Origin of the sequence: Pedobacter flavus, from assembly GCF_036324285.1 — a bacterium.
Lineage (GTDB): Bacteria > Bacteroidota > Bacteroidia > Sphingobacteriales > Sphingobacteriaceae > Pedobacter > Pedobacter flavus.
Genome location: NZ_JAZDQU010000002.1, coordinates 1010644 through 1025199, shown reverse-complemented (window position 1 = coordinate 1025199; position 14556 = coordinate 1010644). Strand labels below are relative to the sequence as shown.

Sequence of the window (14556 nt, the reverse complement as noted above, 5' to 3'; positions counted from 1 at the left end):
TTAATAAATCACAGGTACAAACATCATGTGAGTTTGTATGCCAGAGCGCTGTGATGCTTCTTTTATTTTTTTGTAAATTGAATATTCATTTCCTAATTCTCTTTGAAGGAAATAGGTTTGAATGTTGTTTTTAGAATTGTTTAATAAGGCCTTGATTGGATCTAATTTTTCTGGATATTCTACCAGTCTATAATTTTTAATATTTGCTTTTCTGGCAGCAGATTCAATAGCTTCTTTAAATCCAGCTTCTCTATCGGCCAAGCCAATTCTAACCGCATCTTTTCCAGTCCAAACTCTACCACTAGCAATTGTTTCAATATATTCTTTTGAACGGGTTCTACCTGTTGATACTCTATTTATAAATACATTGTAAACTCTGTTGATTCCATTTTGTAAAATAAAGCGTTCACCTGGTGTCATAGGTCTGGTTAAACTCATTATATCGGCAAATTGTCCAGTTTTTTCATTGTCGAAGGTGATACCAATTTTATCATTTAATAATTTTTGAGCATTTGGAATAATCCCGAATACACCAATTGATCCAGTTATTGTATTGGGTTGAACTAAAATAGAATCGGCACCAGCTGCAATATAATAACCTCCAGAAGCGGCAACATCCCCAAATGAAGCAATTACTGGTTTTACTTTCTTCGTTAAGGATACTTCTCTCCAAATTACTTCAGAAGCCAAGGCGCTTCCTCCTGGCGAATTAACTCTAAGAACTATTGCCTTAATAGTGCTGTCTATTCTTGCTTTTCTAATGGCTCTTGATATTCTTTCAGAACCTATTGTAGCATCATCTCCTTCGCCACCAGTAATCTCGCCATTAGCATAAATTACAGCAACCTTGTTTTTATTGGAGATGTCTGTTTCAACTTTATTTTTAATGTAATCGTTTATAGAAACGATAGGAAAGTTCTTGTTTTTCTTGGTATTAGTAATGGTGTTAAGTTCTTCTAATACTTCGTCTTTGTATTTTAAAGCATCTACCATTTTGTATTTTAAAGCATCTTCCGGCTGTTGGATTTTATATTGATTAGCTATAGATTTTAATGAATCCGTAGATATATTTCTTGAACTACCAATTTCCTTAATTATTTCATCGTAAATACCATTTACCATTTGCGATACTTGCAATCTATTTGGCTCGCTCATTTTGGTGTTGGTATATGGTTCAACTGCACTTTTAAAATCGCCCACTCTTAAAATTTGCATCTCAACGCCAATTTTATCTAATGCGCCTTTAAAAAACATCACTTCCGAATTAAGGCCTTTAAATTCTAAATCGCCTTGAGGATTTAAGTAAACTTTATTGGCAACAGAAGCCAAGTAATAAGCGCCTTGAGAATATACTTCACTATATGCAATAATTGGTTTACCACTTTTTTTGAATTCAATTAAGGCTTGTCTAACTTCTTTCATGGTCGCCATTCCAGATTGTGGCGCCGATACATTAATATAAATTCCCTTAATTCTATCGTCGGTTTCTGCTTTCTTTATACCGTTAATTAGGTCAAAAAATCCAATTTTATCAGCTTCTACGCCCATTAAATAGTCTAAATCGAAGTGGTTATCTAAGGATCTTTCTATAATTGGCTGATTTAAGTCGACATATAAAATAGATTTATCTTCAACCATTACTGATTCATTTTTGTTTATACTGGAAACAAAGGCCGAAATAATAAAAATAAAAAATATTAAACTCAAAAATGAGGTTAGGATAATCCCAACAACAGTAGCTAGAACATATTTAAAGAATTGTTTCATTAGAAAGCGATTATATTAGTGGTTTCAAATATAAGAAAGAGTTATTGTAAGAAGGAGATAGTATTATGAATGAAATTAGTACAAATATTGTTTTTTTGTCATTAGGCACAAATAAAGGTGATAGGTTATCTAATTTAGACAATTCTATTCAACATATTGAGCATAAATGTGGTAAAATTTTAAACATTTCATCAATTTATGAAACAGAAGCTTGGGGCAATAACGATCAAGAAGCTTTTTTAAATCAAGTAATAGAAATTTCTACTCAATTAACTGCTCACGAACTGTTAGCTGAAGTTCTTGCTATTGAAACATTAATGGGTAGGGTAAGGGAGGTACATTGGGGCCCGAGAATTATTGATATTGATATTTTATTCTACGGTATTGAATGTTTTAACGAACCCAATTTAATAATTCCTCATCCTCAACTTCAGTTTAGAAATTTTGTTTTAATACCATTAAAAGAAATTGCTCCAGATTGGGTTCACCCATTATTAGGTAAGTCGGTAGAAGAATTAATTTTATTAAATCCTGATAAATTAGCTGTAAAGAAGGTATTAAGAAGTTGATTTGTTAAAATGTAAGTAGGAAGCTATTATATAGAGTAATAAAATAAATGGAACAGCATTAAACTTTAATACCACTATTAATACAAGGGTAATTAAAAGGAAAATGTATTTAAAACGGTTTAGTTTCCAGCTTAGATCACCAACTTTAAGTGAAAATAATTTTAGTTCGCTAATTAAAAGATAAGAAAGAGAGGCAATACTCACTAATAAAAAGTAAGTAGAGTAAATTAACGATGGGTACTCGTCGGCAATAAAAGGTAAACTAATCACCACAAAAGTGTTCATAGGGGTATTTAGACCTATGAAATCGGTAGTTTGACGAGCATCATTATTAAATTTAGCTAATCTTAATGCAGAGAAAATGGTAACTATAAATCCAAGATAGGGGATATATGCATTCGTGTAATCACTTTGGTTAAGTAGTTGATAAAAAATTACACCAGGTAAAAAACCAAAACTTACTACATCTGCCAATGAGTCTAAATCTTTTCCAATATTGGAATAAGCTTTTAAAAGTCTGGCTACAAATCCATCAAAAAAATCAAATATTCCTGATGCTAAAACAAACCAAGCAGCAGTTTTAAGATCACCATTAAAAGCGTAAACAATACCTATACATCCAGAAAAAAGATTTGCACAAGTAATTGCATTGGGAAGATGGCGTACCATAAATTTGAGATTAGTGAAAAAAAATAGGCCATTCAAAATTAATTAAAAATGGCCTATAATTTATATTAATGAGGAAATAATAATTTCTAACTATTCATAGAAATTAAGAACTCTTCGTTAGATTTTGTGCCTTTAATTTGTGATTGTACAAATTCCATAGCTTCTTGACTGTTCATGTCTGCCAAATGGTTTCTTAAAATCCATACACGTTGTAAAGTATCTCTATCGTGTAATAAATCATCGCGGCGGGTGCTCGACTGAGTAATATCAATTGCAGGGAAAATACGTTTATTAGATAATTTTCTATCTAATTGTAACTCCATATTACCAGTACCTTTAAACTCTTCGAAGATTACCTCGTCCATTTTAGAACCTGTATCTGTTAAAGCAGTTGCAAGAATGGTTAAAGAACCACCTTTTTCAATGTTTCTAGCTGCTCCAAAGAAACGTTTTGGTTTATGTAGCGCATTTGCATCAACACCTCCAGATAATATTTTACCAGAAGCTGGAGCCACTGTATTATAAGCTCTTGCTAAACGGGTAATAGAATCTAATAAGATAACCACATCATGTCCGCATTCTACAAGGCGTTTAGATTTTTCTAAAACAATATTTGCAATTTTAACATGTCTTTCAGCTGGTTCATCAAAAGTAGAAGCAATTACTTCAGCTCTAACGCTTCTTGCCATATCTGTTACCTCTTCCGGACGCTCATCAATTAATAAAATAATTAAATAAACTTCGGGATGATTTTTTGCAATTGCATTGGCAACTTCTTTTAGTAAATTGGTTTTACCTGTTTTAGGTTGAGCAACGATTAAACCTCTCTGGCCTTTTCCTATAGGTGTAAATAAATCAATGATTCTAGTGCTATAATTATTAGAATCCGTAAATAAATTTAAGCGTTCAGTAGGGAAAAGTGGTGTTAAATAATCAAATGGTACTCGGTCTCTTACATCGGCCGGAAGCCTTCCGTTAATGGTAATTACTTTTACCAATGGGAAATATTTTTCTCCTTCTTTTGGTGGTCTGATACTTCCTTTAACTGTATCTCCAGTTTTTAAGCCGAAAAGTTTAATCTGACTTTGAGAAACATAAATATCATCCGGTGACGATAAATAATTGTAGTCTGCCGATCTTAAAAACCCATAACCATCCGGCATAATTTCTAAGATACCTTCGTTAGTAATGGTATTATCGAAGTCTAAATTAGAATAGCTGTTTTCGTTGTTTTTATGACTATTGCTATGGTTATGCCCGTTCTTTGGTTTACCATTACCATTGTCTTTATTTTTATTTCTTTCTTGATTTCTTTCCTCAATTGCTGCAGCTGTTAACTCGTTACCAGGAGTGGGGTGGTTATGAGAATGTTTTTTAGGTTTACGATTCGTATTATCTTCAACTTCAGCATTTGTAACTTCATTTGCTGTTTCTTCTTGTTCAGCATGGGTAGAAACTTCGTTAGTAGTTTCATTTACAGTTACCGGAGTAACTTCATTTGGTTCAAAAAGTGTATTTGTGAATTCTGTATTTTCAGTTCTAGTTGGACTATTTACTTTTTCAGATTTTACAATTCTCGCTCTCTTTTTGGGTGCAGATGCAGGGGTTTCTGTTGAAGAAGTTTCAACTTCTACATTAGCTTCATTCACTTCTAAGGCTTTAGATTTAGTATTCTTTGTTTTTTTTAACATGGGTTTTTCACTTTCGTTACCTTCAATTGTTACGATTTGTTCAATTAAATCGTTCTTGCGTAGTGTTTCAACTTCTTGTATACCTAGGTTTTTGGCTAACTCACGTAATTCTGGTGTGAGTTTTTCATTTAGATCTGTTTTATTGAACATTTATATTCAGAGACTTTTTAATAGGATTTACCAGAATACAGCGACAAACTGCCCTTTTTATAATAATAATGAATGATTTTAAGGAAAATTTACCCGAACGGTCTGATAAACTGTTGGAAATATTGCACAATTGTATGTAAATGAATTTTATTCTGCAAATAAATTATGTAAAATTATTAAAAAAAGTAGAAAATATTCTCCTTTATCAACTTTACCTTGTTATAATTAACGATATTTGTTTGCAATCATGAACAAAGTACAATTATTCAATCAAATTCAAAAAAAGCGATCTTTTTTATGCGTTGGATTAGATCCAGTTATGGAGTTAATACCAGAACATTTATTGGAATTTGAAAATCCTGTTTTAGAATTTAATAGACAAATTATAGATGCTACACAAGATTTATGTGTTGCTTATAAACCAAACACGGCTTTTTATGAATGTTTAGGATTAAAGGGTTGGGAAACTTTACAAAAAACCAAAGCCTATATTCCTGAATCACTTTTTACAATTGCTGATGCAAAACGAGGTGATATTGGTAATACTTCTAATATGTATGCCAAAGCATTTTTAAGTGAAGCAGGTGAAATGAATTTTGATTCGATTACGGTTGCTCCTTATATGGGAAAAGACTCAGTAACACCATTTTTGGGATTTCAAGACAAGTGGGTTATTTTATTGGCATTAACTTCTAATAAAGGACACGAAGATTTTCAGTTGTTAAAACATGATGATGAATTTATTTTTGAGCATGTATTAAAAGTATCTTCTTCTTGGACAACAGACGAACAAATGATGTACGTTGTAGGCGCAACTCACCCAGAGTCATTTCAAAAAATAAGATCTATTGTGCCTAATCATTTTTTATTGGTTCCAGGTGTAGGCGCTCAGGGTGGAGATTTACAATCGGTTTGTAAGTATGGTTTAAATTCTAAATGTGGTTTATTAATTAATGCTGGTAGATCTATAATTTTTGCAAGTAAAGGAAAGGATTTTGCCGAGAAAGCAAGAGCTGAAGCATTAAAGTTACAAGTAGAAATGGATTTAATCTTATCTGCGGCAGGCTTATAATGTTAAAAAATTTAGATTTTAAGTTGTTTTTGGCCATGGCTGGGGTGGCCATTATTTGGGGTACCACTTATTTAGGAATTAGTTTAGCGGTAGAAACTATTCCAGGTTGGTACGTTACTTCCATTCGTCAGTTTTTGGCAGCATTTATACTGATGTTTTATCTTATTTATAAAAATCAGTTAAAATGGGTAAGCTGGAAATATTTTAATAGACAACTTCTATTAGCTTTATTTATGGTGGTTGTGGCAAATGGATTTACAACATTGGCAGAAAAGACCGTTCCAAGTGGATTGGCTGCATTGGTTAATTCGCTCTCTCCAATATTAGTTTTTGTTGCAAGTGCTGCTTTGGGTTATCAAAAACCAACTATTAAAAGTTTTGGAGGGGTTTTATTAGGCTTTTTAGGAGTTGTATTTTTATTTAGAGATGGTGTTTCAGGTTTGTTTGTTCCTGAATACCGAACCGGCGTATTGCTATTGGGTGGTGCCATAACAGGGTGGACAATAGGTACTATTTATACTAAAAGAACTAATAATCAGTCGCAGGGAATATTTCTAGACTTGTTTTATCAGTTTTTTATAGCTGGTGTTGTACAGTTAGTTTTAGCCTTAAATACTGGAAATTCAAACTTCGAAATGTGGAGTTTAATAAGCATCAGTGCTACTTTATATTTGGCTGTTTTTGGATCCATTGTTGGATTTTTCTGTTATAATTATGCATTGAAAAGGGTTAGTGCTTCTGAGGTTTCTATTTTAACTTATTTTAATACCGTAATTGCCCTCTTTTTAGGCTGGTTAGTGCTCGACGAGGTAATTACAATTGATGTAATGATTGCTACTTTTCTTATCATAGTTGGTGTTTTTATAACCAATTATCAAAAGAGTAAAAATTAATTAATAATTTATTTTAATAATTAATATTTAATTCGTAACTTTAAGTATGCGGATTAGGGAGGAGTTGTTGCAGTATATTTGGCAGTTTAAAAAGTTTCAATTTTTAAATCTGCATACTGTAGAGGGAGATAAAGTTCAAATTATTGATGCCGGATTTTGGAATATTCATTCCGGCCCTGATTTTATCAATTCTAAAATTAAAATCAATGATACTTTATGGTGTGGAAATATTGAGATTCATTGTTTTTCTTCTGATTGGAATTTACACAATCATCAAAATGATATAGTTTATAATAATGTTATTTTACATGTGGTTTATGAGGTAGACAAGGTAGTGTTCCGACAAAACAGTACAGAAATACCTACTTTAGAATTAAAGCATGTAATAGATTATCAAGTAATTAGTCAATATCAAAATGTTTTTCATGCGTTATCGCCATTTTCCTGTTCTGCGAACTTAAATTCTGTAGACGAATTAATTATTCATTCCCAAATAGAGCGTTCGGCAGTTAACCGGATTATATTAAAAAGCGATTATTTTTTAAAACAATTAGAAATTAATAAAGGTGATTGGGAACAAACTACCTATCAACAATTATTTAAAAATTTCGGATTTCATTTAAATGGTTTGCCATTTGAAATGTTAGCTTTTTCCTTACCCTTTAAAATTATTAAGTCTTTAAAAGGAAATTTACATTATATAGAAGCATTACTTTTTGGTCAATCAGGTTTATTAAATAATGTTTCCAATGAGAATTATGTTAAACAACTAAATTCTAGTTTTAAATTTTTACGAAAGAAATATAAATTAAAGCCTATTGGAGTAGATTTATGGAAGTTTTTGCGAACTAGGCCATCAAATTTTCCAACCCTAAGAATTGCACAATTGGCTGCATTTTTAAATCAAAATAATCAGTTATTGGATAGTTTTCTAAATTTTAAATCGAAAGAAGAATTATTGAGTTTATTTAATAATTTAAATATTTCACTTTATTGGGAGACACATTATCATTTTAATAAAACAGGGAATTTACATAGTACACAAATTGGAAATCAGGCAGTTAGTTCTATTTTAATTAATACTGTTTCTACTTTATTATTTGCTTATGGGTCTTATTTAAATAGGAGTGATTTAAAAAATAAAGCCATCCATCTACTCGAAGATTTACCTGCTGAGCAAAATGCAATAGTAAATTTATATAGAAATTATGGTGTTCCAATTACTAATGCCTTTCAATCTCAAGGAATTTTACATCTAAGTCAACATTATTGCGCACCCAAAAAATGTTTACAATGTAGGGTAGGATTAAAGCTTATGTCTTAATTGCTTAGTATTTCAGAAATTTCAACGTGGCCTTTTTCTTTTGCTAGTTGTGATGCGGTTTTTCCATTTTCCATTTTAAAATGGGTTAGGGCACCATTTTCTAATAGCTCAATAATCATTTCTATATTTCCATACTCGGCTGCAATATGTAAAGGAGTTAAACCAGATGATTGAACTACATTTGGTTTAGCACCATTTTGAAGTAATAATTGTACTACTTTTAGATGATTACCAGCACATGCAGCATGTAAGGGGTAAACTACAAATCCATTTTCTGTGGGTAATTCTAAATTGGCACCGTTGGAAATTAGCGTATCAACAAGATTAAAAAAACCAAATAAACTTGCTAAAACTAATGGAGGGAAACCATCATTTGAAAACTCATTTACTAAACCTGGATTTTCTAAAAGAAGATTTAGAACTATTTCTTGATCCCCAATAGCTATGGCCTCATAAATGTTTAAATTGGTGCAATACGAAGCTATAATTTTTGCAATTTCAGGACGGTTATAAAAGGAAGCAAGGATTATGGGGGAAATTCCTTGACTGGTTAATTCTCTTGCCAATCCATTATTGTTGTTGAGTAGATCTGTGATTCTATCAGATTGATTTTCAACAATTAATCTTTCTAAAAGGTCTTTGTCCATTATTAGAAGTTTTAGGAAAGATAGTAAATTTAAATCCCATTCCAAATTAAATTTAATCTGGAATGGGAAAACCTAAAACAAAACTTATAGAATGAAATTTACGAGTAAACTATATGAATATCAGACTAAAAAAAATTCAAAAAGTTTAATTTCTAATTGTATTCTTGCTAAATTGGAAAATCGTTAAATAAATTAATGTACTCCTAGTAGTAATATTTTATATTTGTTGTTTATTCTGAAAAAAAATGCCTTTAAAGGGGAACCAATTTAAATCTAATACATTCAAACAACCTGGCGCAAGTCAAGGAGATCAATCTTCGCGTAAGAATACTAATAAAATTAAAGGAGAGATTTTTCCAAAACTGGATTTTCAGGATGGAAGATTTGTTAAAATTTTAGGATTATTATTCTTAATAATTTCATTCTATCTTCTGATAGCTTTTACTTCTTATTTACTTACATGGCAAGAAGATCAGAGTTATGTTTCAGATGCAAATGGAGGTTGGTCTAATTTATTCAAATCCATTGAAGAGCTTAAGGCTGGAGGAATTGAGAATCCAGCGGTAGAAAATTGGTTAGGGAAAATTGGAGCCTTGCTTTCTCATCAATTTATTTATGAATGGTTTGGAATAGCTTCATTTTTGTTTGTTTTTGTTTGTTTTGTAATAGGATACAGACTATTGTTTAAGGTTAAAATCTTTTCAATTTCTAAGACTTTAGGTTATAGCTTCTTCTTTTTATTGTTTATTTCATTAACGATTGCCTTTGTTCAAAACTTTTATCGCGAAGGTCCACATTTCTTGGAAGGCGAATTGGGTTATTGGAGTCAGAAATTATTAGAAGTACAAATAGGTAGAGCAGGAATTGCAGGATTATTGGTTTTTTCGGGATTAGTAGCATTAATTATAGCTTATAATATTGATTTTAAAATTCCAAAAAAGGAAAAGGATACTGCTTTAGATGTACATGTCCCAGAGCATATTGAATTAGAAGATGAGGTGGTGTCTGAACCTGTAGAATTCCCTTTAAATAAGCCTCTCACTCCAAAAAGAGATCAGAATATTGTAATTACGCCCAATAGATTGGAAGTTGAACCTGTAAAAGAAGAGGAAAAAATAGAATTAGAAACCGGGGAAAATACTTTTAAAGAAAATCCTGTTGAAGTTGCGCCTGTAGTTCCTGAACTTACAATAGAACAAACTGAAGAGGAAAAAAAGGCGAGTAAATTGGTAGAAGATTTTGGGACTTTCGATCCTACTTTAGAGTTATCTAGTTATAAACATCCTCATTTAGATTTATTAGAGAATTACGGTTCAAATAAGATTTCTGTTAATTCGGAAGAATTAGAAGCTAATAAGAATAAAATTGTAGAAACTTTGAATCATTATAATATTGAGATCGATAAGATTAAAGCTACAATTGGTCCAACCGTAACGCTTTATGAAATTATTCCTGCTCCAGGTGTGAGAATTTCTAAAATTAAAAATTTAGAAGACGATATTGCTTTATCATTGGCTGCATTAGGAATTCGTATTATAGCGCCTATGCCAGGAAAAGGTACGATTGGAATTGAGGTGCCAAATTTGCATCCAGAGATGGTTTCGATGAGAAGCATATTAGCGACTGAGAAATTCCAACAAACCACTATGGATTTACCGATAGCATTAGGTAAAACAATTTCTAATGAGGTGTATATTGCCGATTTAAGTAAAATGCCACACTTGTTAGTAGCAGGAGCAACGGGTCAAGGTAAATCTGTAGGTATAAACTCAATTTTGGTTTCTTTACTATATAAAAAGCATCCAGCTCAGCTAAAATTTGTATTGGTAGATCCAAAAAAGGTGGAGTTAACTTTATTTAATAAAATTGAGCGTCACTTTTTAGCAAAATTACCAGGCGAAGCGGATGCCATTATTACCGACACAAAAAAGGTTATCAATACGCTTAATTCGCTTTGTATTGAGATGGATCAGCGTTATGATTTATTAAAAGATGCACAAGTAAGAAATATTAAGGAATACAACGATAAATTCATCAAGCGTAAGCTAAATCCTAATAATAACCATAGATTTTTACCTTATATAGTCTTAATTGTTGATGAATTTGCAGATTTAATGATGACTGCAGGTAAGGAGGTTGAACAGCCTATTGCTAGGTTGGCACAATTAGCTAGGGCTGTGGGAATACATTTGGTTCTGGCCACACAGCGACCATCAGTAAATATTATTACAGGAACAATAAAGGCAAACTTTCCAGCCAGATTGGCATTTAGAGTGCTTTCTAAAATAGACAGTAGAACAATTTTGGACAGTGGTGGTGCCGATCAATTAATTGGAAGAGGGGATATGTTGTTAAGTACAGGGAATGATTTAATAAGGTTACAATGTGCCTTTGTAGATACGCCAGAGGTAGATAGAATATCTGAATTTATTGGAATTCAGAGAGGATATCCTGAAGCTTATCAATTACCCGAATATATTGATGAAAGTGGAGAGGGCTCTAAAATGGAGTTTGATCCATCTGACAGAGATGCTCATTTTGAAGAGGCTGCCAGATTAATTGTCATGCATCAGCAAGGATCTACATCTTTAATTCAGCGAAAAATGAAATTGGGTTATAATCGTGCAGGGCGTATAATCGACCAATTAGAGGCTGCAGGCATAGTTGGACCATTTGAAGGTAGTAAAGCGCGTGAAGTTTTAATTCCTGATGAGTACGCTTTGGAACAATTCTTGGATAACCTAAATAAGAATTAAACCTTTTGCCCGAAAATCTATCTTTAATTAAAGATACCGTAAAAGGATTTTGAAAAATTTATCACACAAAAAAATGAAAAAATTATTAACCTTATTGGTTGTGGTTTCGGCTTTCTTGTCGACTGCCCATGCCCAAGGAGATGCTAAAGCAAAAACAATTTTAGCTGAAGTAAGTAAGAAATACCGTTCATATACTATGCTTAGCGCCAACTTTACAATGAATTTGGAAAACGCAAAAGCTAAAGTTAAAGAGGCACAAAAAGGTACACTTGTAGCAAAAGCGAACAGTAATAAATACAAAGTAACCATGACTAATCAAGAATTAATTAGCGATGGGAAAAGTCAGTGGATATATTTAAAAAATGATGGTGAAGTACAAATCAACAATGTTGATAATAGTGAAGAAGCCTTAAATCCAGCTAAGTTATTTACTATTTATGAAAAGGGTTTTAAATATTCATTTAGTGGCGAATCTACTGTTAATGGAAAACCAGTTTATCAGATAACACTTACACCAGTTGATGGTAAAAAACAATTAACTAAAGTAATTTTATCTGTTCATAAAACTGCAAAAAATATTGTTAGAGCTATAATATATGATAAAGGTGGTTCTGTTTATACGTATTCTGTAGATTCTTTTAATCCAAATGTTAAGGTTACAGAAAGCGTTTTTACTTTCGATGCTAAGAAATATCCTGGCGTTGAAATTGTAGACTTAAGATAATATTATAAAGATCTAAAATGGAAAGGTTTAAATTTATTTAAACCTTTTTTTATGCCCTTAAATTAATAAAATTGTATTTTAGATCTCTAATTATTTGAGATTTGAAAATTACTTTTCTTGGTACCGGTACCTCACAGGGAGTTCCTGTTATTAGTTGTAAATGTAATGTATGTACATCTGAAGATCCTCGTGATAAACGTTTAAGGGTTTCTATTCTTGTTGAAACAAAAACGGAAACTTTTACAATAGATTGTGGTCCAGATTTTAGGTATCAAATGCTTAGAGCGAATGTTCAGGATTTAGATGCTATTGTTTTTACGCATGAACATAAAGATCATGTAGCCGGATTAGATGATATTCGTCCGTTTAATTATCTAATGAATAAGCATATTGATATTTATGCTGTTCCAAGAGTTCAAGCAGCTCTTCATAGAGAGTTTGCTTATATTTTTGCTGATTCTGGTTATTTTGGTTTGCCAAAAGTAAAACTACATAATATAGATTCAGAACCCTTTTATATAGGACATACTCAACTAATTCCGATAGAAGTAATGCATCATCTAATGCCTGTTTTAGGCTATAGAATTGGCGATTTTACATATATAACTGATGCTAAAACTATTTCAGAAAGTTCTATTGAGCGAATTAAAGGGACAAAAATTTTAGTGGTCAATGCTCTTCAAAGAAGGGAACATTTATCTCATTTTACACTGGCTGAAGCAGTAGAATTTGCAGAAAAAATAGGGGCTGAAAAAACCTATTTCACTCATTTAAGTCATCATATGGGTCTTCATAAAGATGTTTCTGAAGAATTACCAGATGGATTATTTGTGGCTTATGATGGCATGGAAATAATAATCTAGTATTAATTAATTTTAAAAGCTTATGTTTGATTAAAGAAAAATAAAACAATTATCGCTTTATTTTCTTTTTAGTTATGGATTTTGAGTAGAAATTACATCATATTATTTTAATTCTATATCATGAATAAATCAACTAAACTTTTTCAATCAATTGCCATTGCTTTCGCAGCTTTGTTGTTTTTTTCGGTTGGCTGTAATCGAAATAAAGGTGAAAGTAATATAGCAAAAGCTAAATTAGCCTGTTTTCAATCTGTTTATGAACGCGACACTTTGTGGATGCAAGTAGATACAGGAAAGCAATTTATAGAAGGCAATATGAGCATTCATTACTGGTCTAAAAATCAAAAATACGTTGGAACTTTTAGGGGCGAAATGTTGGGCGATACTTTGATTGGTAATTTTAATTTTAAAATAAATGAACTTCCTACTACGTATAGTAATCCAGTTGCCTTTCTAAAGAAAGATGGTAAATACATAATGGGCGATGGTAAGGTTGAAACCTTATTAGGTCGTGCTTATTTTAGTAAAGCTACGCCTATAGATTATTCAAACAGTAAGTTTGAGCTAGTTCCTGTGGCTTGTAAAGAAGATTAATGATTAACTTTAGTTTATTGAAGCTTTAAAATGAGTGCTGATAATTTTATCAGCACTCATTTTAATTTAAATAGGCGCTATAACACTTTCATTATTTGGCGCTTTTTTTAAATCACTTTTAACTTGATGTGCTGAAAATAAACTATCATCGCTAGTATATCTAAGTAAATCATCAATTAAACTAGCTGGTGAATTTGGATTTATCCAATCCTTTATCATATCGCTTTTTAGGATTAATGGCATACGCTTAGCAGTATTATGGATGCTCGACATAAATTCATTGGCAGGCTCTGTAATAATAGAAAAGGTAGTTATCCATTCCTGATTTATTGGATTTTTATAATTTGAAAAAATACCACCAACATTAAATAATTGATTGTTATTTGGATAAATAAAATAGGGCAATTTTTTTCCTTCAACTTGTTTATACTCAAAAAAACCATCCAAAGGTATTATGCACCTTTTATTTATAATACTATTTTTAAAAGTTACCAGATCTCTAATCGTTTCGCTCCTTGCATTTAAAGTATTATTAGACATTTTAAGCATATCAGCATAAGGCTTATTCCAATTGGGTATTAATCCCCATTGCATTTGCTGTAAGCCTTCATTAATTAAAACCCATAAGTTAGGATGTGCAAATCCATCGGCCTTAAAAAGAGGTACTTGTTTTTCTATATCTTCAGGAATAATTATTGGAGTTTGATAAACATCCTTTAATTTATTTACTTTACTAATTTGTGTAGCAGTATAGCACATATCCTAAATTATAAATTTTTAAAATAATATGGGAAAAATGGAGACTCTTAATTGCTCTCGCAAATTTTTTAGGGGGCT

Annotated in this window: 13 protein-coding genes; 8 read left to right on the top strand and 5 right to left on the bottom strand. The window is 31.6% G+C overall.

Annotated features, from left to right (window positions below; translation table 11 throughout):
• Positions 1 to 1767 carry a signal peptide peptidase SppA gene (sppA, locus tag VRU49_RS10725; RefSeq protein ID WP_330146781.1) on the bottom strand — a complete coding sequence of 589 codons (1767 nt, stop codon included), beginning with the start codon at positions 1765 to 1767 and terminating at the stop codon, positions 1 to 3.
• Positions 1768 to 1832: 65 nt separating this feature from the next.
• On the opposite strand from sppA, the gene folK reads away from it, so the two are divergent.
• The gene (gene folK / locus VRU49_RS10720; protein WP_330146780.1) at positions 1833 to 2336 is read left to right on the top strand and encodes a 2-amino-4-hydroxy-6-hydroxymethyldihydropteridine diphosphokinase; all 504 of its coding nucleotides are present in this window, start codon (positions 1833 to 1835) and stop codon (positions 2334 to 2336) included.
• On the opposite strand, the gene pssA is transcribed toward folK, so the two are convergent.
• Complete coding sequence (gene pssA / locus VRU49_RS10715) at positions 2325 to 3005, bottom strand: CDP-diacylglycerol--serine O-phosphatidyltransferase (protein ID WP_330146779.1); 681 nt, start codon at positions 3003 to 3005, stop codon at positions 2325 to 2327. The genes folK and pssA overlap by 12 nt on opposite strands.
• An 86-nt stretch (positions 3006 to 3091) precedes the next feature.
• A complete protein-coding gene (rho, locus tag VRU49_RS10710) occupies positions 3092 to 4846 on the bottom strand; it encodes a transcription termination factor Rho (protein WP_330146778.1) in 1755 nt (584 codons plus the stop codon).
• Between the two features lie 247 nt (positions 4847 to 5093).
• Here rho and pyrF point away from each other — a divergent pair, with 247 nt between their 5' ends.
• Genes pyrF through VRU49_RS10695 form a run of 3 tightly spaced genes read left to right on the top strand, consistent with a single transcriptional unit; the run spans position 5094 to position 8135 of the window.
• Entirely contained in the window at positions 5094 to 5918 is an 825-nt protein-coding gene (gene pyrF, locus VRU49_RS10705) for an orotidine-5'-phosphate decarboxylase (RefSeq protein WP_330146777.1), read from the top strand.
• On the top strand, positions 5918 to 6811 hold the full coding sequence (locus tag VRU49_RS10700; RefSeq protein WP_330146776.1) for a DMT family transporter: 894 nt from the start codon (positions 5918 to 5920) through the stop codon (positions 6809 to 6811). Before pyrF ends, VRU49_RS10700 begins: the two co-directional genes overlap by 1 nt.
• A gap of 46 nt (positions 6812 to 6857) precedes the next feature.
• A complete protein-coding gene (locus tag VRU49_RS10695; protein ID WP_330146775.1) occupies positions 6858 to 8135 on the top strand; it encodes a DUF2851 family protein in 1278 nt (425 codons plus the stop codon).
• On the opposite strand, the gene VRU49_RS10690 is transcribed toward VRU49_RS10695, so the two are convergent.
• Entirely contained in the window at positions 8132 to 8782 is a 651-nt protein-coding gene (locus VRU49_RS10690; RefSeq protein ID WP_330146774.1) for an ankyrin repeat domain-containing protein, read from the bottom strand. The genes VRU49_RS10695 and VRU49_RS10690 overlap by 4 nt on opposite strands.
• 245 nt (positions 8783 to 9027) lie before the next feature.
• Between VRU49_RS10690 and VRU49_RS10685 the strand changes: the two genes are divergently transcribed.
• The 4 genes from VRU49_RS10685 (at position 9028) to VRU49_RS10670 (ending at position 13719) form a co-directional block, all read left to right on the top strand.
• Complete coding sequence (locus VRU49_RS10685; protein ID WP_330146773.1) at positions 9028 to 11538, top strand: FtsK/SpoIIIE family DNA translocase; 2511 nt, start codon at positions 9028 to 9030, stop codon at positions 11536 to 11538.
• 73 nt (positions 11539 to 11611) lie between these two features.
• Complete coding sequence (lolA1, locus tag VRU49_RS10680; protein ID WP_330146772.1) at positions 11612 to 12262, top strand: outer membrane lipoprotein periplasmic chaperone LolA1; 651 nt, start codon at positions 11612 to 11614, stop codon at positions 12260 to 12262.
• Between the two features lie 101 nt (positions 12263 to 12363).
• Complete coding sequence (locus VRU49_RS10675) at positions 12364 to 13125, top strand: MBL fold metallo-hydrolase (protein WP_330146771.1); 762 nt, start codon at positions 12364 to 12366, stop codon at positions 13123 to 13125.
• 120 nt (positions 13126 to 13245) lie between these two features.
• Positions 13246 to 13719, top strand: a complete 474-nt coding sequence (locus VRU49_RS10670; protein ID WP_330146770.1) for a hypothetical protein — start codon at positions 13246 to 13248, stop codon at positions 13717 to 13719.
• A gap of 66 nt (positions 13720 to 13785) precedes the next feature.
• Here VRU49_RS10670 and VRU49_RS10665 read toward each other — a convergent pair whose 3' ends face one another.
• The gene (locus tag VRU49_RS10665; protein WP_330146769.1) at positions 13786 to 14478 is read right to left on the bottom strand and encodes an SOS response-associated peptidase; all 693 of its coding nucleotides are present in this window, start codon (positions 14476 to 14478) and stop codon (positions 13786 to 13788) included.
• Positions 14479 to 14556: the final 78 nt, after the last annotated feature.

Bases quoted from the DNA above. Each gene is read 5' to 3' on its own strand.
- VRU49_RS10685 (WP_330146773.1), top strand. From the start codon at position 9,028: ATGCCTTTAAAGGGGAACCAATTTAAATCTAATACATTCAAACAACCT.
- rho (WP_330146778.1), bottom strand. From the start codon at position 4,846: ATGTTCAATAAAACAGATCTAAATGAAAAACTCACACCAGAATTACGT.
- VRU49_RS10670 (WP_330146770.1), top strand. From the start codon at position 13,246: ATGAATAAATCAACTAAACTTTTTCAATCAATTGCCATTGCTTTCGCA.
- pyrF (WP_330146777.1), top strand. From the start codon at position 5,094: ATGAACAAAGTACAATTATTCAATCAAATTCAAAAAAAGCGATCTTTT.
- folK (WP_330146780.1), top strand. From the start codon at position 1,833: ATGAATGAAATTAGTACAAATATTGTTTTTTTGTCATTAGGCACAAAT.
- sppA (WP_330146781.1), bottom strand. From the start codon at position 1,767: ATGAAACAATTCTTTAAATATGTTCTAGCTACTGTTGTTGGGATTATC.
- lolA1 (WP_330146772.1), top strand. From the start codon at position 11,612: ATGAAAAAATTATTAACCTTATTGGTTGTGGTTTCGGCTTTCTTGTCG.
- VRU49_RS10665 (WP_330146769.1), bottom strand. From the start codon at position 14,478: ATGTGCTATACTGCTACACAAATTAGTAAAGTAAATAAATTAAAGGAT.
- VRU49_RS10700 (WP_330146776.1), top strand. From the start codon at position 5,918: ATGTTAAAAAATTTAGATTTTAAGTTGTTTTTGGCCATGGCTGGGGTG.
- pssA (WP_330146779.1), bottom strand. From the start codon at position 3,005: ATGGTACGCCATCTTCCCAATGCAATTACTTGTGCAAATCTTTTTTCT.
- VRU49_RS10690 (WP_330146774.1), bottom strand. From the start codon at position 8,782: ATGGACAAAGACCTTTTAGAAAGATTAATTGTTGAAAATCAATCTGAT.
- VRU49_RS10695 (WP_330146775.1), top strand. From the start codon at position 6,858: ATGCGGATTAGGGAGGAGTTGTTGCAGTATATTTGGCAGTTTAAAAAG.